The 16,791-nt window shown below is 66.5% G+C and carries 16 protein-coding genes; 9 read left to right on the top strand and 7 right to left on the bottom strand.

What is annotated here, in order from left to right; translation table 11 throughout:
* Window positions 1-215 precede the first annotated feature (215 nt).
* The 3 genes from DFS13_RS03245 to DFS13_RS03235 form a co-directional block, all read right to left on the bottom strand.
* On the bottom strand, window positions 216-1,148 hold the full coding sequence (locus DFS13_RS03245; RefSeq protein WP_111441356.1) for a 3-keto-5-aminohexanoate cleavage protein: 933 nt from the start codon (window positions 1,146-1,148) through the stop codon (window positions 216-218).
* 35 nt (window positions 1,149-1,183) lie between these two features.
* Window positions 1,184-1,990, bottom strand: coding sequence for an SDR family oxidoreductase (locus tag DFS13_RS03240; protein WP_006482840.1), 807 nt, complete (start codon window positions 1,988-1,990; stop codon window positions 1,184-1,186).
* Window positions 1,991-2,063: 73 nt separating this feature from the next.
* Window positions 2,064-2,774: a GntR family transcriptional regulator gene (locus DFS13_RS03235; protein ID WP_059723414.1), complete on the bottom strand. Its 711-nt coding sequence runs from the start codon at window positions 2,772-2,774 to the stop codon at window positions 2,064-2,066.
* A 193-nt stretch (window positions 2,775-2,967) separates the two neighbouring features.
* On the opposite strand from DFS13_RS03235, the gene DFS13_RS03230 reads away from it, so the two are divergent.
* Together DFS13_RS03230 and DFS13_RS03225 are read left to right on the top strand one after the other, a co-directional pair.
* Window positions 2,968-3,561 (top strand): type VI secretion system amidase effector protein Tae4, encoded by a 594-nt coding sequence (locus tag DFS13_RS03230; protein ID WP_226245064.1) that lies wholly within the window; start codon window positions 2,968-2,970, stop codon window positions 3,559-3,561.
* Entirely contained in the window at window positions 3,558-4,010 is a 453-nt protein-coding gene (locus DFS13_RS03225) for a type VI secretion system amidase immunity protein Tai4 (RefSeq protein ID WP_043204713.1), read from the top strand. The genes DFS13_RS03230 and DFS13_RS03225 overlap by 4 nt, the downstream gene beginning before the upstream one ends.
* 54 nt (window positions 4,011-4,064) lie before the next feature.
* Here the strand turns inward: DFS13_RS03225 and DFS13_RS03220 are convergent, their stop codons facing one another.
* Entirely contained in the window at window positions 4,065-4,856 is a 792-nt protein-coding gene (locus DFS13_RS03220; RefSeq protein ID WP_006482854.1) for an IclR family transcriptional regulator, read from the bottom strand.
* Window positions 4,857-5,015: 159 nt separating this feature from the next.
* Here DFS13_RS03220 and DFS13_RS03215 point away from each other — a divergent pair, with 159 nt between their 5' ends.
* The 5 genes from DFS13_RS03215 to DFS13_RS03195 all read left to right on the top strand — a co-directional run bounded on the left by DFS13_RS03215 (window position 5,016) and on the right by DFS13_RS03195 (window position 10,084).
* Complete coding sequence (locus DFS13_RS03215; protein ID WP_111441355.1) at window positions 5,016-5,792, top strand: ABC transporter substrate-binding protein; 777 nt, start codon at window positions 5,016-5,018, stop codon at window positions 5,790-5,792.
* Window positions 5,793-5,880: 88 nt separating this feature from the next.
* Window positions 5,881-6,537 carry an amino acid ABC transporter permease gene (locus DFS13_RS03210; RefSeq protein WP_006482843.1) on the top strand — a complete coding sequence of 219 codons (657 nt, stop codon included), beginning with the start codon at window positions 5,881-5,883 and terminating at the stop codon, window positions 6,535-6,537.
* Window positions 6,534-7,289 carry an amino acid ABC transporter ATP-binding protein gene (locus DFS13_RS03205; protein WP_006482849.1) on the top strand — a complete coding sequence of 252 codons (756 nt, stop codon included), beginning with the start codon at window positions 6,534-6,536 and terminating at the stop codon, window positions 7,287-7,289. The genes DFS13_RS03210 and DFS13_RS03205 overlap by 4 nt, the downstream gene beginning before the upstream one ends.
* Entirely contained in the window at window positions 7,286-8,596 is a 1,311-nt protein-coding gene (locus DFS13_RS03200) for an FAD-binding oxidoreductase (protein WP_059723417.1), read from the top strand. Before DFS13_RS03205 ends, DFS13_RS03200 begins: the two co-directional genes overlap by 4 nt.
* Before the next feature lie 219 nt (window positions 8,597-8,815).
* Window positions 8,816-10,084 (top strand): glycosyltransferase, encoded by a 1,269-nt coding sequence (locus tag DFS13_RS03195; RefSeq protein WP_048985502.1) that lies wholly within the window; start codon window positions 8,816-8,818, stop codon window positions 10,082-10,084.
* A gap of 53 nt (window positions 10,085-10,137) precedes the next feature.
* Here the strand turns inward: DFS13_RS03195 and DFS13_RS03190 are convergent, their stop codons facing one another.
* Both DFS13_RS03190 and DFS13_RS03185 read right to left on the bottom strand, forming a co-directional pair.
* A complete protein-coding gene (locus DFS13_RS03190; protein ID WP_048985500.1) occupies window positions 10,138-11,556 on the bottom strand; it encodes a cytochrome-c peroxidase in 1,419 nt (472 codons plus the stop codon).
* 95 nt (window positions 11,557-11,651) lie between these two features.
* Window positions 11,652-13,325: a phospholipase C gene (locus tag DFS13_RS03185; RefSeq protein WP_006481710.1), complete on the bottom strand. Its 1,674-nt coding sequence runs from the start codon at window positions 13,323-13,325 to the stop codon at window positions 11,652-11,654.
* Between the two features lie 399 nt (window positions 13,326-13,724).
* Between DFS13_RS03185 and DFS13_RS03180 the strand changes: the two genes are divergently transcribed.
* Window positions 13,725-14,582, top strand: a complete 858-nt coding sequence (locus DFS13_RS03180; RefSeq protein ID WP_062885666.1) for an EamA family transporter — start codon at window positions 13,725-13,727, stop codon at window positions 14,580-14,582.
* Between the two features lie 26 nt (window positions 14,583-14,608).
* On the opposite strand, the gene DFS13_RS03175 is transcribed toward DFS13_RS03180, so the two are convergent.
* Window positions 14,609-15,082: an Lrp/AsnC family transcriptional regulator gene (locus DFS13_RS03175; RefSeq protein ID WP_006479071.1), complete on the bottom strand. Its 474-nt coding sequence runs from the start codon at window positions 15,080-15,082 to the stop codon at window positions 14,609-14,611.
* Between the two features lie 319 nt (window positions 15,083-15,401).
* Here DFS13_RS03175 and DFS13_RS03170 point away from each other — a divergent pair, with 319 nt between their 5' ends.
* Window positions 15,402-16,787, top strand: coding sequence for an amino acid permease (locus DFS13_RS03170; RefSeq protein ID WP_006494893.1), 1,386 nt, complete (start codon window positions 15,402-15,404; stop codon window positions 16,785-16,787).
* The last annotated feature ends 4 nt before the right edge of the window (window positions 16,788-16,791 follow it).

Raw genomic sequence — 16,791 nt, 5'->3', positions numbered from 1 at the left:
CTCCGGTAAGGGCGAACCGGCGCGCACGGCAAGCACGGCGCGCCGCGTTCGGCAAATGCCGCTGCGGTGTGGGCAGCGGATGGGCAGACGACGGAGCCGCGCCGGCGGCGCTCGAACGGAGCGGGGCGATGAAGGGCGTCCTGGCGCCGGCCGGCTCGGGCCGGCGCCTTGTCACTGCGCTTGCGGATTCTGGTGTTGGGGTGGCGACCCGGCGATCAGAAATTCACCGCGTCGCCGCCCTTGAGCGCGAGCATCGCGCGCGCCTCGGCCGGCGTCGCGATCTCGAGCGACAGGCCTTCGAGCACCTGACGCATTTTCAGGACTTGCGCGGCACTCGATTCCGCGAGCTTGCCGGGCGCGATCCACAGCGAATCCTCGAGCCCGACGCGCACGTTCGCGCCTTGCGCGGCGCCGATCGTCGCGAGCGGAATCTGGTTGCGCCCGGCGCCGAGGATCGACCATACGTAATCGCTGCCGAACAGGCGGTCGGCCGTCCGGCCCATGTGCATCAGGTCCTCCGGATGCGCGCCGATCCCGCCGAGCAGGCCGAACACGCTCTGCACGAAGAACGGCGGTTTCGCGAGCCCGCGATCGACGAAGTGCGCGAGGTTGTACAGGTGCGAGATGTCGTAGCACTCGAATTCGAACCGCGTGCCGTTCGCGCCGCAGCGCGTGAGGATCGTCTCGATGTCGGCGAACGTGTTCTTGAAGACGAGATCGCGGCTTTTCTCGAGATGTTCGCGCTCCCACGGATGCTTCAGCTCGCGGAAGCGCTCGAGCATCGGGTACAGCCCGAAGTTCATCGAGCCCATGTTCAGCGACGCGACCTCGGGCTGGAAATGCAGCGCGGGCTGCAGCCGTTCGTCGACCGTCATGTGCGGGCTGCCGCCGGATGTGAGGTTGATCACGGCGTCGGTCTGTGCCTTGATGCGCGGCAGGAATTCGGCGAACACGGCCGGATCCTGCGTCGGTTTGCCGTCCGACGGGTTGCGTGCGTGCAGATGCAGGATCGCCGCGCCGGCCTGCGCGGCCGCGACCGCGGCCGTTTCGATTTCGTGCGGCGTGACGGGCAGGTACGGCGACATCGACGGCGTATGGATCGCGCCGGTCGGCGCACAGGTGATGATGACTTTGCGAGCGTTTGCCACGGATGGATTCCTTTCGATGAACGATGCAGGAGGCGTCAGAGCACTTCGACGTTGCCGCAGACGGAGATCGCCTGCCCGGTGATTCCGTGCCCGCCCGGCGAGCACAGGAACAGCGCGGTCGCGGCGATCTCGGCCGGATCGGTCATGCGCCGCAGCGAGATCTTCTCCAGATAGCGCTGCTCCATTTCGTCGTAGCCGATGCCGAGCTGCTGCGCGCGCGCCTCGATCACGCGGCGCATCCGCGGGCCGCGCACGATGCCGGGCTGGATCGCGTTCACGCGGATGCCGAGCGGCCCGAGTTCGATCGCGAGGCTTTTCACGAGACCGACCACCGCCCATTTGGTGGCCGCATACGGCGTGCGGAACGCGTAGCCGAGCCGGCCGGCGACCGACGACAGCGCAATGATCGCGCCGCCGTGTTTCGACTCGCGCAGCAGCGGCACCGCGCGGCGCGCGAACTGGAATTGCGCGTTCAGGTTGATCGCGACGGTCTGCTCCCATTGCACGGGGTCGATTTCGTCGATGCCGCCGGTCGGGCCGGCGATCCCCGCGTTGTTGACCAGCACGTCGAGGCCGCCGAGCCGGGACGACACGTCGGCGAATACACGCTCGACGGCGGCCGGGTCGGATACGTCGGCCAGCGTCGCGCTGATCGCGCCGGCCGCGGCACGCGGCGGCCGGTCGGCGAGCGCCGCGATCGCGGCTTGCGATGCGTCGCACACGTGCACGCGCGCGCCGCATTCGGCGAACGCGTCGGCGATTTCGAGACCGATGCCCGATGCGCCGCCGGTCACGAGGACGCGCAGGCCGTCATAGGGTTTCAGCAGGTCGGAAGCTGTCATGCCGGGTTGTCTCCATCGTTGATGTTGTGGGATGACGGCCGCTTGGGTATCGGGCGGCCGTGGCAGGCGGTCGCTACGGCTTCGCGTTCACGGTCCGCGGTGTCTGTTCGGCGCGCAGCGTCTCGGCGAGGTCGTGCGCGGCGCCGCCGATGTCGAGCGCGATGCCGGCCCGCACGCCCGCGCCGTCGCGCCGCTCGAGCGCATCGACGATCGCGCGGTGCGCATCCATCGAGCGCCGCATGTGCGGGATGTCGAGCGCGACCATGTTGAGGAACGGGCCGACGCGCATCCACAGGTTCTCGACGATCGCGAGCGTGCTTTCGCTGGCGCCGTGCGCATAGATCGCGCTGTGGAACGCAAAATTGCTTTGCAGGTAGGCGCGCGAGCGGCCGGCCTCGGCGTGTGCCTGCATCGTCTCGCAGGTCTTGCGTACGGCCGCGATCTGCGCGTCGGTCATCCGTGCGCACGCGCGCTCGGCGATGCAGCCTTCGAGGGCGATCCGCACGTCGCGCAGTTCGTCGAGCATGTCGAGCGTCATCGGCGGGACGACGAGCGCCCGATTCGGGCCGTCGACCAGCGCGCGTTCGGCGCTCAGCCGCGTGAGCGCGGCACGCACCGGCATCGTCGACGAGCCGACCGCCTCGGCCACGCTGCGCAGGCTCAGCGCCTGGCCAGGCGCGAAGCGGCCGCTCATCAGCGCTTCGCGCAGTTGCTGGTAGACCTTGTCGGCCATCGTTTCCTGTTCGATGACCTTCAGTGCGGGCGGGGCGATACGAGGCGGCAAGGCGGGCTCTCCTGGGTTTGATCTGCGATCTGTGATCACACTGACGATATGCGAAGTTTTGACGATCGGAGGAGCGGAGTCAAGGCGAACGGGATTGGGGAAAACGAGGGGGGCAATAGAAGATGGGCGGCGTCCGGGAAGCTGGCGTCATTACAAAAAACTTTCAAATCACGCATCATGACGCCCTGATTCGATGGATTCGAAGGTTCCCGGAGCACATGAGCCGTCGCGAGTTTTCGATGCGTTTGCCCTCGAGTCGAATTCATCTCAACAACAAGGAGCCAAAGTGAAACGTCCATCATTTGCCGTTGCATGGGCGGCATCTCAGCGAATCTACGACCCGGCAAATTCCGGTGAGCGCGTTGCGAAAGTGATAGGTGGATACGTCGAGAAGAACGTCAACAATCCGAATCCGACAGAGCGATGGAGCAATACTTGCGCGGTGAGGATGAGTTATATCCTGGGTGAAGCCGGTATGGTGATACCGAGAATCCCCGAGCAAACGGTCTCGGGCAGAGACAATCGGCAATATTTTTTTCGTGTCCGGGACTTGATTCGTTTTCTCGAGCAACGCTGGGGGAAGGCTGAGGGCGTCAAATACCCGCCGTCGAACGGAGGGCTGCTTGCGGGTCGGCAGGGCGTCATCCTGTTCGAGGTGTCGGGGTGGAGCGATGCACAGGGCCACGCCACGCTGTTCAATGGGCGGACGTGTTACGACCATTGTTACTTCAACGAACCGGGCGCGCGGTATCGTACCGATCGCGCAAATTTTTGGAGCCTGTCATGAGGGGAGTCCGGATCGCTGCCGCGTTGGCGTGCATCGCGTTTCAACCGACGATGGCCGTGGCGAAGGACGTCGCACAAACTTCGCCCGAGGCCGGCTCACGAACTTACCTCCAGAACTTCAAGGACATGGTGCTCGCGGAGTGCCTGGCTACCGCATACAAGCAGGCGCCCGGCGCGAGCAAGGACATCGGCAGCAGCATCAGCGCTTTGCGCGACTGGACCTACTACGACATGGAACGTGCGCCGGACGTCATTCACGCGCTGGTCGCGAAGTATCTGGCTCGCGACTATCGGAGTCCGGTTGTCGAATCGGAAGTCGCGGATGTGAAGTTCGACTTCCTGAAGTGCGTCGATCTGTATCACGGCAAGGAACTGGACGCTGCAGCGAAGCAGCTCGTATCGCGTCCGAACCGTACCTATCGGACCGGGCATTCGCCGAAGCCGCGGTAGCGATCAAGCGCCGCTACGCAATGCAACGGCGCGCCGCATGCCATTTCGTCGACGCTATTCGAGCGTCCGAATCGAATTGCTGATCCCGCGCGCGCAGTCGATCACCGCCGGCGCGAGCTTGCGGCGCGCATCGTCGAACGTCCAGCGGCTCGTCGGCGCGACCACGTGCACGGCCGCGACCGGCTGCCCCTGGCTGCCGAGCACGGGCGCGGCGATCGACATGTCGCCGATGAACAGTTCTTCCTGGTTGGTCGCGTAGCCTTCGCGCCGCGCACTGTCGAGCAACGCGACGAGTTCGTCGAGCGCCGTGACCGTGCGCGGCGTATGCGGCGTGCGCACCATGTCGTCGAGCCGTGCACGCGCGTCGGCCGGCGGCAACGCGCTCAGGAACGCGCGCCCGCTGCCGGTGCAGTACATCGGGATACGGCTGCCGATCGGCATGTGGATCGGCACGAACTTGGTCGACACGAAACGCGCGACGTACACCATTTCGTCCTCGTCCGGCTCGGTGAGGTTGGTGGTTTCGCCGGTCAGGTTCGTGAGCTCGGACAGGAACGGATTCGCGACGTCGATCAGCGTATCGGCCGCGAGATAGTTGAAGCCGATCCGCATCACGTGCGGCGTGAGTTGGTAACGCCGCGTGACCGGATGCTTGCGGATGTAGCCGAGCTTCTCGAGCGTATAGACCATCCGCTGCGCCGAGCTTTTCGTCATCCCGGCCGCGTCGGCCACTTCCGCCAGCGTCATCGTGCGCCGCTTCGCGCTGAACGCGCGCAGCACGTTGAGCCCTTTTTCGAGCGACTGGTTGAACAGCAGGTCGTTTGACTGATCGGGCGACGTTTCCATGGCATGAGGCGGGATCGATTCGATATCGCATCATATCGTATCGCATATCGATACTGAAAAATCTTTTTACGATATTTTTGATTCGTTTTAAGATCGAGCCATCGTCGCAGTGTCGATCAGCGACCGGCCGGCGCCCGGATTATTCGAGAAGGAGACACCATGGTTCCGTTCATCAAGCGGTTCGGCGCACTGGCCGCCGGTTTCGCCACCTGTATCGCACTCTCCACGGCCTCGGCGGGCGTCGTTGCGGCCGAGCCGACGCTGAAGGTCGGCGCGACCGCCACCGGCGTGCCGTTCACGTTTCTCGACGTCAAGAGCAATTCGATCCAGGGGATGATGGTCGATGCGATCACCGCGGCCGGGAAGTCGGCCGGGTTTCGCGTCGACGTGCAGCAGACCGTGTTCTCCGCGCTGATCCCGTCGCTCACCACGCAGAAGATCGACATCATCTCGGCCGCGATGCTGAAGACGCCGGCGCGCCAGCAGGTCGTCGATTTCTCCGACACCGTCTACACGTTCGGCGAAGGCCTGATCGTGAAGGCCGACGACTCCGGCCGCTATACGTCGATGGACGATTTCAAGGGGCAAGTGGTCGGCGCGCAGGTCGGCACGGCGTTCGTCGACGCGCTCAACAAGAAGGGCATCTTCAAGGAAGTGCGGACCTACGATTCGATCGCCGACATCATGCGCGACGTCGCGCTCGGGCGCATCAAGGCCGGCTTCGCCGACCAGCCGATCGTCGCGTACCAGATCGAGCACGGCGTCAATCGCCAGCTGCGGCTCGTGCCCGAATACCAGAGCGTCGTGAAGGGGCAGGTCTGCTTCATCGTGCGCAAGGGCGACACCGCGACGCTCGAACAGCTCAACGGCGCGATCCGCAAGATGAAGGGCGACGGCACGCTGCAGCAGATCCTGCAGAAGTGGCACATGAGCTGAGCGCCGGCGCGCGATTCCCGACCGGCATCGCCCGCGCGTCGCGGGCATCCACCGCGGCGCGCCGTCCCGACGTCGCATAGGAGACCTCATGTTTTTCCAGAATGCGATCGATTTTCTGCCGATCCTGCTGAAGGGCGCGGTGGTCACGATCGAGATCACCGCATGCGCGTTCGTGCTCAGCTCGGTGCTCGGGCTGATCCTCGCGCTGCTGAAGGTGTCGCGCAATCGGGCGGTATCGACCGCCGGCAGCACGATCGTCAACGTGATCCGCGGGCTGCCGATCATCGTGCAGCTGTTCTACATGTACTTCGTGCTGCCCGATCTCGGCGTCCAACTGTCGGCGTTCCAGGCCGGCGTGCTCGGGCTCGGCATCGCGTATTCGGCGTACCAGGCCGAGAACTTCCGCGCCGGCATCGAGGCGATCGACCGCGGCCAGATCGAAGCCGCGCACGCCATCGGCATGCGCGGCCCGATGATCATGCGGCGCGTGGTGCTGCCGCAGGCGTTTCGCATCGCGCTGCCGCCGTACGGCAACACGCTCGTGATGCTGCTGAAGGATTCGTCGGTCGCGTCGACGATCACCGTCGCGGAGATCACGCGCGCCGGCCAGCTGATCGCGTCGTCGACGTTCCAGAACATGAGCGTGTATACGCTCGTCGCGCTGCTGTATCTCGCGCTCGGCCTGCCGCTGATGTTCGGCGTGAACCGGCTCGGCAAGCGGCTCGCATTGAGGAGGGGCGCATGATCCGGATCGATTCGATACACAAGCGGTTTCAGCAGCACGCGGTGCTGAAGGGCGTGAGCCTCGACGTGCAGCCGGGTGAAGTCGTGTGCCTGATCGGGCCGTCCGGTTCCGGCAAGTCGACCGTGCTGCGCTGTATCAACGGCTTCGAGACCTACGACGAAGGGTCGATCACGATCGACGGCGTGAAGGTCGACGCGCATTCGAAGCGGATTCACGAGCTGCGGATGCGGGTCGGCATGGTGTTCCAGCGCTTCAACCTGTTTGCCCACCGCACGGCGCTCGAGAACGTGATGGAAGGGCCGGTGCACGTGCGGCGCGTGCCGGTCGCGCAGGCGCGCGAGCAGGCCCGCGCGCTGCTCGACAAGGTCGGCCTCGCGCACCGGATGAATGCGTATCCGTCCGAGCTGTCGGGCGGGCAGCAGCAGCGCGTCGCGATCGCACGCGCGCTTGCGATGGAGCCGCAGGCGATCCTGTTCGACGAGCCGACGTCGGCGCTCGACCCCGAACTCGTCGGCGAAGTGCTCGGCGTGATGCGCGGGCTGGCCCGCGACGGAATGACCATGGTGGTCGTCACGCACGAAATGGCATTCGCGCGCGAGGTGGCCGATCGCGTGTGCTTCCTGCACGACGGCACGATCTGCGAAAGCGGACCGGCGCGCGACGTGCTCACGCAGCCGACTCATCCCCGCACGCAGGAATTCCTGCGTCGCCTGCTGGCGTCGGACGGCGCCGACAACCCGGATCGAACATGAGCGCAACGAACGCGGCACCCGGATGGCCCGACTCGCCGTGGCCGGATTCGCTGTGGGCGGCGACCGCCGCGCCGGCGCCCGATACGCCCGCGCTCGACGCGTCCGTATCGTGCGACGTGGCGATCGTCGGCGCCGGCTTCACGGGCCTGTCGACCGCACTTCACCTGGCCGAACGCGGCGTGAACGTCCGCGTGATCGACGGCGCGCAGCCGGGCTGGGGCGCGTCCGGCCGTAACGGCGGGCAGGTCATTCCCGGGCTGAAATACGACCCCGACGAACTCGTTCGCCGGTTCGGCGACGCGGCCGGCGAGCAGCTTGCCGGTATCGTCGGCGGCGCGGCCGATACCGTGTTCGACCTGATCGCGCGGCACGCGATCGACTGCGATGCGCGTCGCCAGGGCTGGATCCAGCCCGCGCCGACCGCCGCGATGCTCGACACGGTCGCCCGCCGCGCGCAGCAGTGGGCCGCGCGCGGCGCGCCGGTCGAGGTGCTCGGCCGCGACGACGTCGCGCGACGGCTCGGCACGCCCGCGTATGCGGGTGGCTGGATCGATCGCCGCGCGGGCAGCGTGCACCCGCTCAGCTATACGCGCGGCCTCGTGCGCGCCGCACAGGCGAGCGGTGCGGTCGTGCACGGCTTGACCCGCGCCGTCGGGCTGACGCGTGCCGACGGCCGCTGGCAGGTCGCGACGTCCGGCGGCGCGACGCTGTCGGCCGCGCGCGTCGTGATCGCGACCAACGGCTACACCGATGGGCTATGGCCCGGCTTGCGCCAGTCGGTGATCGCCGCGAACAGTTTCATCGTCGCGACGCAACCGCTCGCGCCGGAACTCGGTCGCGACATCCTCGCCGGCGGCGAGGTCGCATCCGATGCGCGGCGCCTGCTGCTGTACTTTCGCCGCGATGCGGCCGGGCGACTGCTGATGGGCGGCCGCGGCCCGTTCGCTGAACCGCGCGCGCCGGGTGACTGGCGCCATCTGGAACGCGCGACGACGCTGTTGTATCCGCAACTGAAGGGCGTCCGGTTCGAATACCGCTGGGCCGGACGCGTCGCGATCACCGCGGATTTTCTGCCGCACGTGCACGAGCCCGCACCGGGCGTGACGATCGCGCTCGGTTACAACGGCCGCGGCATCGCGATGGCGACGACGCTCGGCAAGCATCTGGCCGCGCATCTGTCGGGCGATGCGCAACTGCCGTTGCCGTTCCGCGTGTCGCCGATCCGGCCGATTCCGTTGCACGGGCTGCAGCGCTTCTATATCGCGGCCGGGGTCGCCTGGTATCGGTTGCTCGACAGCCTGTCCTGACGCAGGTGGGCGGTTGAACCGCGCATCGCGTGCTCCGACGTTTGCGCGAGATGCCGGCGGATGGCTTCGCAATCGGCGACTGTCGCCCCTACCTGATTCCGGCAATAGGGAAAAATCGACTGCGCCCCGTCCTTGCTTGGCTATTGGAATACCCTATGTTATAAAAGGCCGCGCCCAAATCAGGTGCATAGTCCAACAATAGACAACATAATAGAAATCATGGCCGACGCGGGGTATACCGAAAGTGCGGACACGCGTGTTCGCGTGTTGTTTCACGTAACCGATTTCGGGAACGGCGGGATCGAATCGTCTCTGATCCAGTGGCTGCGCATCCTCGATCGCAAGCGTTTCAGGGCCACATTGTCGGTCACGTACGCGTCGCCGATGCTGGCGCAGCGCTTTCGCGCCCTGATTCCGGATGACATCCCCATTGAAATCCTGGTGCGTCCGCAGTGGCTTCGCTATTTCCAGGACCGCCGCCACGCACGCAAGCTCGACAAAGTGGGCCGGATTGCTCGTGACCTTCACGGCGCGCTCGCGGTGCGTCCGTACATCGGGCGGCGTGTCGCCGAACTGGCGCGCGACGTAGACGTCATCGTCGACTACGACTTGTCGCTGCGGCGCCTTGCCGGCCGCTTCGGGGTGGCCTGGATCGGCGTCAACCACTTCAGCTTCGTCGCCCGGCTCGGCGGCCGCGGCCGGCGCATGCGCCGCCTGCTCGAGCAGTACAGCCGCTACGACAGTATTGCCGCATTGAACCCGCAGATGGGCGACGAAGCCGACCGGATGTTCGGCGACCGGCTGCAGCAAGTCACCGTCCTGCCCAACGCGATCGACATCGACGCCATTCGCGAGAACGCGACTGCCGCGCGTCCCCCGTTGCCAAGCGATGTGCCTTACATCGTCTCCGTCGCCCGGCTCGATGAACTCCAGAAAGATCACCGCACGTTGCTGCGCGCGTATGCGCAACTCGTCGCACAGCGCGATTTGGCGGAGCATCTCGTGCTTGCCGGCGACGGCGCCCATCGCGACGAGCTCATGCGTCTCGCGCACGAGCTCGGCATCGGCGCGCGAGTGCATTTCATGGGGCAGATGGACAACCCGCATCCGCTGATGGCGGGCGCGTCGATCATGGTGCTGAGTTCGAAGAACGAAGGGATGCCGATGGTGCTGATCGAGGCACTCGCCCTCGGCAAGGCGATCGTATCGACGGATTGCCCGACCGGGCCGCGCGAGATTCTCGACCACGGCCGCGCGGGATTGCTGGTGGAAGTCGGGAATGTCGATGCGTTGGCCCGCGCGATGGCGCAATTGCTGACCGACGACCGACTGCGTGCCGACCTGGCCGCCCGGGCGTTCGAGCGGGCGGCACGCTTCGGCATTGCGGAAAGCAACCGGCGGCTCGATGCGTGCATCGAGGCGATTCGCGTGAAACGCGCAAGCCGGTTTCGGGCGCCATCGGGCGAGGGCATGCAGCGCGCCGGCTGACGGCCGATGTCCTGGCGGCGTGACGCGCCCCGCTTCGGCGGGGCGCGTGTCGTTTACCGCGCAGGCGGGTCGGTAAGCGTATTCAGGAACGCCTCGATATCCTTGATGTCCTGCGCGGTCATCGCGGGCTTGTCGCCGGGCTTGCGATCGAACGGCGCGTCGGTCACGTCCACGTTCGCGCGATATTTCGGCGGAATGTCGTCGTATTCGTCGACCTTGCCGTCCGCGCCGCGCGAGTAGAACTTCTGCGGCGAGATGCTGCGTTCGTTGTAGAACGCCATCACCTGATCGAGCGTGTGGAACACGCCGTTGTGGAAGAACACGTGGCGCGTCGCCGCGTTGCGCAGCGTCGGCGTCAGAAACATTCCGCAATACTGTGTCTGGTCCTTCAGGTCGTCGCGGAACGGCCCGCACACGCCGAGATCGTAGAACGCCGGATTGCGGTTCTGCGCGAGCGCTCGATTGCGCGGCGCGCCCAGCGCCTCGTACTGGTAATCGGTAAACATCGGCGGCAGCCCGTCCTTGCCGGGTTTCGACAAGTGGCAGCCCGCGCAATTCGCCTTGTCCGGATCGTTGAACAGGCGCAGCCCGCGCAGTTCGGCCTGCGTCAGGCGGGCGCGGCCCTCGAGCCAGCGATCGTACTTGCTGTCGTACGGATGGAACGACGGATCCTCGACCTGATAGCGCGCGATCGCGAACATCGCTTCCGATACCGCGAGCTGCGGGCGGTCGAACACGCGCGCGCCGAATAATTGCTCCAGTTGCGCACGATGCGACGATTGCGCGAGCTTGTGCGCGACGTCGTCGACGCTCGCGTTCGCCATTTCGACCGGATTCAGCAGCGGGCCGAACGCCTGTTGCTGCAGCGTATCGGCGCGGCCGTCCCAGAACATCCCGCCCTGCGGCACGAGCTGCGGCGCGGCCGACGTGCCGGCCACCTTCTGCGCCTTGACGACGCCGGCCGCCGCCGCGGCCTGCTGCGCGACGCTCGGCGCGGCGTCGTTTTCGCCGGCGTCGGGGCCGATGCTGAAATTCGGCTGGCGGTACAGGTACATCAGCGACGGCGGTGGACGATAGCCCTGCTGCGTCATCGCGAGGCCGCCCGGCTGCACGTCGAGCGCATTCGGCGGGCCGTACGCGTGATCGGGGCTGTGACACGACGCGCACGACTGCTTGCCCGACGCCGACAGCGACGGATCGTGGAACAGTGCGCGCCCGAGCTGCGCGACCGCCGACAGTGGCTGCGCCGCGGGCCGCTGCAGCACGACCGGATGCGGGTTCGCGCCGGTCCAGTCGGCGACCACGGTGCCGATCGCCGCCGGCACCTGCGCGGGAAACGCGATCGCGAACGCGCCATAGCCGATCACGGCCGCGCCGAGCACGAACGCCGCGCGGCGCAGCAGGCGGGAAGGGGGGCGCGGCGCGGGCGTGCCGGCGGCATCGGGAGACGGAAATGCGGGGCGAGCTGTCATGCTGTCGGTCGAAAATCGGGCGTCGCGCGAAGCGGCGCGTTGAAACGGAAACGGCCGGCGCGTGACGCGCCGGCCTTGCGGTCATGCCGGCACGGTCAGATCGACGGTGCGGCGCTCAATACGGTGCCGAGCGTCGGGTCGAGATACAGCGGCGTCGTGTTCGGCTTCGACGTGAAGTCGAACAGGTTGCGCAGGTCGCCCGCCGTCGCATCGAACGAACCGCCGCCGATACGCTGGCCGCCGAGCCAGTTGTCCTCGATGAAGCGCACGACGGACGACTGGTCGAGCATCGTGTGATCGACGTAGTTCTGCTTCGCATACGGCGAGATCACGACCAGCGGGATGCGCACGCCCGGGCCGCAGCGGCCGTTCACGGTCGCGCCGTTCACGCCGGTGGTGCCGCCCGTGCCGCACTTGCCGGCGCCGTTGAGCTGATCGACCGGGTCCGACGATGCGCGCGTCGGCGCCGTGTACACGTGGTCGTACCAGCCGTCCGAGTCGTCATAGGTGACGATCACCGCGGTGTTCTGCCAGTCCGGCTGCTGCTGCAGGAAGTTGACGACCTTGGTCACGAACGCCTGCTCGTCGAGCGGATCCGAATAGCCCGCGTGGCCGTCCTGCGCGGCCGGCGCCTTCAGGTAGCTGACCGACGGGAAGTTGCCGGCCTTCACGGCGGCGAAGAAGTCGTCCGTGTCGTACTGGTGGTTCGCCGGTTCGGGAGTCTTGCCGTCGGTCTCGACGCTCGAACCGATCGCCGCGATCGAGCTCGGGCGCGTGTGCTGCGGGTTCGCGGTCGACGCGTAGTACTGGAACCAGTTGTGGTGCGGGATGTAGTCGGCCGTCGCGGCGTTCACGGCGGTGGCGACCGTGCTGCGCGCGCAGCCCGTCGTGCCGTTGCCGTTGGTCGTCGACAGGTTGAAGCCGCCCATGAAGCCGCCCCACGTGATGTTCGCGCCGTTCAGCAGGTCGCCGATGTTCTTGCCGGTCATCATCGCCTGGTCGGTCGGGCTCGAACACACGTCGAAGCCCGGGTCGACGTCGTTGATCATCGTGAAGCCGCCCTGGCCGTCATTGATGTAGTACGAGCTGGCGGCGAGCGTCGACGGCTGCTTCGACGTCTTGACGATCTGCATCCCGTTGGTCTGCCCCGACACGACGTTCAGCGCGCCCGGCGTCGACGGGCCGTACGACGTCGTGAACGTGTTGTCGCTCATCGCGAAGCGCTGCGCGTAGTTCCACAGCGCGGTCACCGTGTTGCCGTCGAAGTAGCCCATCACCTGGCCCTTCGTGCCGAACGCGCCGGCGCCGCCGGACGAGCCCTTGCCCGTGTACTTCGGGAACAGGTCCGCCAGACCGTTGTCCTCGGCCTGCTCTTCGGCCGTGTACGCGTGGTTCTGGTCGGCGGTCGCGGCCTGCGTGCGGTCGAGACGGAACGGGTTCGCGGCGTCGGTGCCGTTGGCCGTGTTCGTGAAGTTCGGGTTCGCGGTCAGCAGCGTGCCCGTCAGGCCGTTCGGCGTCGGCGTGCCGGATTTCGCGGTGAACGCCGGTTCGCCCGACGGGTTCGTCGCGTTCGGGTAGGTGCCGAAGTAGTGGTCGAACGAGATGTTTTCGCCGTAGATCACGACGACGTGCTTGATCGGCGTGGCGGTCTGCAGCGCATCCTGCGACGACACGGCGGGCGTCGGCGTGGAATCGTCGCTGCCGCCGCAGGCGAACAGCGCCAGCGCTGCGGCTGCGCAGGCAGTGACGAGCAAGGCTTGACGGAACATCGGGAAACTCCAGGGTAAGGTCTTCGATGGTGGAGAACGGCCCCGTCGCCGTGTCGGTTCGGCGCGAAGCTCGTGAGGGAGCACGCGCATTGGACCAGCCGCGTATGAAGATATGGGGACGGAGTGATTTCGCGATGGTTGCGCTCCGGTATCGGTTTCATTACGACGCAGGGCGATGCGAAAGAGAACGGAAAGGGGCGGACCGTGTGCAATCTCCACGTCACATACCGCCACGGGCGTACTGCGGTGGCGGCATCCGGCGCGGGAGCGGCAGGGCGCGTGGCGGCCGGCTCACGTCCGGAGTCTCGTGCGTCGCTTTTTTGACAATCCGGTGACGCATTCATAGGATGAACGGCTGCCGCGCACCGCGCGGCCTCCGACCGTCAGGGAGTGTTCAGCGTGCCGATCCCCGTTCTGTTTGCCGTTCTGTGCGCGGCGTTCCTGCACGCGTCATGGAATGCGCTGGTGCGCAGCAGCGGCGACCGGCTGCGCTCGGCCACGGTGCTGCAGATCGCGATCGGGCTGTTCGCGCTGCTGTTCCTGCCGGCCGCCGCGCCGATCACGCCGACGAGCTGGCTGTGCGTCGTCGCGTCGGCCGTGATCCACGTCGTCTATACGCTGCTGCTCGTCCGCGCGTACGAACACGGCGACCTGACCGTCGCATACCCGGTCGCGCGCGGCACGGCGCCGCTGCTCGTCACGCTCGGCGCGGCGGCGTTCGTCGGCGAGCGCCTGAACTTCGGTGCGCAAGGCGGGCTCGTGCTGATCTGCGCGGGGATCATGGCGATCGGGCTGGAGCGCGGACGCGGCGCCCGACACCGGATGACGCAGGTGCTGCCGACGGCGTTCGCGACCGGCGTGTCGATCGCCGCGTACAGCGTGGTCGACGGGATCGGTGTACGCGAGAGTGGCAGCACGGTCGGCTATACCGCGTGGATGTTCGTGCTGACGGGTGTGCTGATGGCCGGGTACTACCGGCTGCGGGCGGGATCGTTGCGGTTGACGCAGGATGTCGGCGAAACCGCGAAGGCCGCCTGCGGCGGCGTATTCGCGGCGCTCGCGTACGGCATCGTGATCTGGGCGATGGATCGCGCGCCGATGGGGCCGGTCTCGGCGCTGCGGGAGACGAGCGTGGTGTTCGCGGCGCTGATCGCGCGCGTGTATCTCGGCGAGCGGCTGACGCCGCGCCGGGCGGCCGGTTGCGTGGTGATCGCGGCGGGGGCGTTGTTGATCAGTGCGTTCGAGGCGGTGGGGTAAAGGATCACCGCGGTGCGCCGGGCGTGTCAGCTTTCCACCGGCATCGCACTCGTACACTTGATCTCGTCGAGGCACACGCTCGAATGCACGCCGCTCACGCCGGGAATGCGCATCAGCGTTTCGAGCAGGAACGTCGACAGCCCCTTCAGGTCGTGCGCGACGACTTTCAGCACATAGTCGATGTCGCCCGTCACCGAGAAACACTCCTGGATCTGCGCGAGATCCGACACGAGTTTCTGGAACTTCGACAGATCGCGGATATGTCCGCGCTCCATCGTCACGTGCACGAACGCGGTGACGCCGAAGCCGAGCGTGTCGGGGCAGAGCCGGGTTTCGTAACGGCGGATCGCGCCGATTTCCTCCAGCCGGCGGTGGCGTCGCAAGGTCTGCGCGGGCGACAGGCCGACGGCCTTCGCCAGGTCGAGGTTCGACGCGCGGCCGTTCTCCTGCAACACCGACAGCAAGTGGCGATCGATGCGATCGAGAACCGGTTCAGGCATTTTTGTTTCCTCATCTGTCTCCTGGATGCAATCTTATCTCATAATGTAGGGTTTGCATGAGCGGGTTACGCAACCCGATTTCGCCGTCGCGACGCTAAACTGACGCCGGATTTTCGTGTGCGGCCGCAGCAATGCGGCGTGGGCGACGAGTCGGCGGCGGGTCTGGCCGGCACGCCGACGCGGATCGAATGCCGGCACGCGAAGATTGCAGTCCCCAACCCGGCGGCTCCACGAACGGCCGCCGGCACAGCAAAACAGCGCCCGGCACACCGAGGCGCGCCGCACCGCTCCAGGCGGAAGCGGACAGAGTGGAGAAGACATGGTTTCTGGAAACGAGAGCGACGGCCTGAAGCGCGGGCTGAAGAACCGGCACATCCAGCTGATTGCGCTCGGCGGCGCGCTCGGCACGGGGCTGTTTCTCGGCATCGCGCAGACGATCAAGATGGCCGGCCCGTCCGTGCTGCTCGGCTACGCGGTAGCCGGCGTCGTGGCGTTCTTCATCATGCGCCAGCTCGGCGAGATGGTCGTCGACGAGCCCGTCGCGGGGTCGTTCAGCTATTTCGCGAACAAGTACTTCGGCCACTTCACGGGCTTCCTGTCCGGCTGGAACTACTGGGTGCTGTACATCCTCGTCAGCATGGCCGAACTGTCGGCCGTCGGGATCTACGTGCAGTACTGGTGGCCGGGCGTGCCGACCTGGGTGTCGGCGCTCGTGTTCTTCGTCGCGATCAACCTGATCAACCTGACCAGCGTGAAGTCGTACGGCGAGACGGAATTCTGGTTCTCGATCATCAAGGTCGCCGCGATCGTCGGGATGATCGGCTTCGGCGGCTGGCTGCTCGCGAGCGGCCACGCCGGGCCGGAAGCCACCGTCCGGAACCTGTGGCAGCACGGCGGCTTCTTCCCGAACGGCGTGTCGGGCCTCGTGATGTCGATGGCCGCGATCATGTTCTCGTTCGGCGGGCTCGAGCTGGTCGGCATCACCGCGGCCGAGGCCGACGATCCGAAGCGCAGCATCCCGCGCGCGACCAACCAGGTCATCTACCGCATCCTGATTTTCTACATCGGCGCGCTGGCCGTGCTGCTATCGCTGTATCCGTGGGAGAAGGTCGTCAGCGGCGGCAGCCCGTTCGTGCTGATCTTCCACGCGCTCAGCAGCAACCTGGTCGCGAACGTGCTGAACGTCGTCGTGCTGACGGCCGCGCTGTCGGTCTACAACAGCGGCGTGTACTGCAACAGCCGGATGCTGTTCGGCCTCGCGCAGCAGGGCAACGCGCCGAAGGTGCTGTGCTCGGTGAACAAGCGCGGCATCCCGCTCGCGGCGCTCGGCGCATCGGCGCTCGCGACCGGCGTGTGCGTGCTGGTCAACTACTTCATGCCGGGCAAGGCGTTCGAGGTGCTGATGGGCCTCGTCGTGTCGGCGCTGATCATCAACTGGGCGATGATCAGCCTGATCCACCTGAAGTTCCGCCAGGCCAAGCGCGCTGCCGGGGAGGAGACTTCCTTCCGCAGTCTGGGCTATCCTTTCACGAATTACCTGTGCCTGGCATTCATGGCCGGCATTCTCGTCGTGATGTACCTGACGCCGGATCTCCGCCTGTCGGTGTACCTGATCCCGGTATGGCTCGCGGTGCTCGCGGTCGGGTATCGCTTCCGTCAGAAGAATGCCGGCTTTGCGGTGCATGATGGCGTCTCCGCACGCTGACGCA

Source organism: Burkholderia sp. 28_3, assembly GCF_003253915.1.
GTDB lineage: Bacteria > Pseudomonadota > Gammaproteobacteria > Burkholderiales > Burkholderiaceae > Burkholderia > Burkholderia cenocepacia.
The sequence above is the reverse complement of the archived record's forward strand: the minus strand, read 5'-3'. Positions and strand labels throughout refer to the sequence as shown.

Excerpts from the sequence above, each read along its gene's own strand:
- DFS13_RS03195 (WP_048985502.1), top strand. The coding sequence starts at position 8,816 with ATGGCCGACGCGGGGTATACCGAAAGTGCGGACACGCGTGTTCGCGTG.
- DFS13_RS03175 (WP_006479071.1), bottom strand. The coding sequence starts at position 15,082 with ATGCCTGAACCGGTTCTCGATCGCATCGATCGCCACTTGCTGTCGGTG.
- DFS13_RS03220 (WP_006482854.1), bottom strand. The coding sequence starts at position 4,856 with ATGGAAACGTCGCCCGATCAGTCAAACGACCTGCTGTTCAACCAGTCG.
- DFS13_RS03240 (WP_006482840.1), bottom strand. The coding sequence starts at position 1,990 with ATGACAGCTTCCGACCTGCTGAAACCCTATGACGGCCTGCGCGTCCTC.
- DFS13_RS03215 (WP_111441355.1), top strand. The coding sequence starts at position 5,016 with ATGGTTCCGTTCATCAAGCGGTTCGGCGCACTGGCCGCCGGTTTCGCC.
- DFS13_RS03205 (WP_006482849.1), top strand. The coding sequence starts at position 6,534 with ATGATCCGGATCGATTCGATACACAAGCGGTTTCAGCAGCACGCGGTG.
- DFS13_RS03225 (WP_043204713.1), top strand. The coding sequence starts at position 3,558 with ATGAGGGGAGTCCGGATCGCTGCCGCGTTGGCGTGCATCGCGTTTCAA.
- DFS13_RS03170 (WP_006494893.1), top strand. The coding sequence starts at position 15,402 with ATGGTTTCTGGAAACGAGAGCGACGGCCTGAAGCGCGGGCTGAAGAAC.
- DFS13_RS03210 (WP_006482843.1), top strand. The coding sequence starts at position 5,881 with ATGTTTTTCCAGAATGCGATCGATTTTCTGCCGATCCTGCTGAAGGGC.
- DFS13_RS03200 (WP_059723417.1), top strand. The coding sequence starts at position 7,286 with ATGAGCGCAACGAACGCGGCACCCGGATGGCCCGACTCGCCGTGGCCG.
- DFS13_RS03190 (WP_048985500.1), bottom strand. The coding sequence starts at position 11,556 with ATGACAGCTCGCCCCGCATTTCCGTCTCCCGATGCCGCCGGCACGCCC.
- DFS13_RS03185 (WP_006481710.1), bottom strand. The coding sequence starts at position 13,325 with ATGTTCCGTCAAGCCTTGCTCGTCACTGCCTGCGCAGCCGCAGCGCTG.
- DFS13_RS03230 (WP_226245064.1), top strand. The coding sequence starts at position 2,968 with ATGGATTCGAAGGTTCCCGGAGCACATGAGCCGTCGCGAGTTTTCGAT.